1 protein-coding gene and 4 tRNA genes are annotated in these 1,054 nt (G+C 41.4%); all 5 read right to left on the minus strand.

Annotated features, from left to right (window positions below):
* Positions 1 to 176: 176 nt before the first annotated feature.
* The 5 genes from JN080_RS28785 to JN080_RS28805 all read right to left on the minus strand — a co-directional run bounded on the left by JN080_RS28785 (position 177) and on the right by JN080_RS28805 (position 1,025).
* On the minus strand, positions 177 to 449 hold the full coding sequence (locus JN080_RS28785) for a site-specific integrase (protein ID WP_256239356.1): 273 nt from the start codon (positions 447 to 449) through the stop codon (positions 177 to 179).
* Between the two features lie 247 nt (positions 450 to 696).
* Positions 697 to 778 (minus strand) — tRNA-Leu (locus tag JN080_RS28790).
* 13 nt (positions 779 to 791) lie between these two features.
* A tRNA-Lys gene (locus JN080_RS28795) sits at positions 792 to 867 on the minus strand.
* Positions 868 to 873: 6 nt separating this feature from the next.
* A tRNA-Thr gene (locus JN080_RS28800) sits at positions 874 to 949 on the minus strand.
* A gap of 5 nt (positions 950 to 954) precedes the next feature.
* A tRNA-OTHER gene (locus tag JN080_RS28805) sits at positions 955 to 1,025 on the minus strand.
* Between the last annotated feature and the right edge of the window lie 29 nt (positions 1,026 to 1,054).

Here is a 1,054-nt window from a genome sequence, read left to right on the forward strand (position 1 = left end):
CTAATATCAAGCCACCTTCTGAGTGACTTCTCCATGTTCTCTGAAATAGGAACTACTCTGCTCATCAGAGCATTATCTCTGACACCTACAAAGGTAAGCTCATCAATCTGGCTGAATAGCTTATCGAGTTGTTTATCTGAGAAAGTTTCAATAATCTCTTTTCTTCCTTTTAAGAGCTAAAGCTCCTCGACTGGATTTTCTTTAATGTACTTCTTCTTATGTAAGAGGTTAAAAAAGCTTCTAATTGCTCTCAAGCGTGAATTGATTGTTACAACCTTCAAGCCTTGCTCTTGCATATAAATAATAACTCTTTCAATAACCGTACTTGAGACGCTCTGAGGGTTACTCTTCAGCTCCAGCTCCTCAAGGTATTTCTTAAAGACTTTAAGCTCATTCAAATAATACTTGATTGTGTGAGGTCGTAAATTCTTTAGTTTACAGTCATTCACAAAAAACTCCAGGGAGGTCTCAAAGTCGAGTACGTCGGACTCTACCTCTCGTATGATTTTAGCTATCTGTGACTTATCCAGTTAGTTCTTTCTTCTACTTGCCATGTCAGTTTTTCTCCTCCTTTTTACTTGAAGGATACATACGACTCATGGAACACGACTTTTAAGCGTTGATTCGTGCTGAGTAGACAACAAAAAAGCTCCTACTTAAACGAGTAGAAGCCTTTTCAGTCGTGCTTTTGAGTGATACCGGTGGTCGGGGTCGAACCGACATTCCCAAAGGAACACGATTTTGAGTCGTGCGCGTCTGCCAATTCCTCCCCACCCGTATATCTAATAAAATGGTGAGCCATGAAGGACTCGAACCTTCGACCCTCTGATTAAAAGTCAGTTGCTCTACCGACTGATCTAATGGCTCGAAAACTGGTGCCGGCCAAAGGACTTGAACCCCCAACCTACTGATTACAAGTCAGTTGCTCTACCAATTGAGCTAATCCTCCAAAAGTGACCCCTACGAGATTCGAACTCGTGTTACCTCCGTGAAGGGAGGTGTCTTAACCGCTTGACCAAGGGACCAAATTTATAATTTTAGACAAAAAAATAGC

Origin of the sequence: Bacillus sp. EB600, from assembly GCF_024494385.1 — a bacterium.
Taxonomy (GTDB): Bacteria; Bacillota; Bacilli; order Bacillales; family Cytobacillaceae; genus JAEVLT01.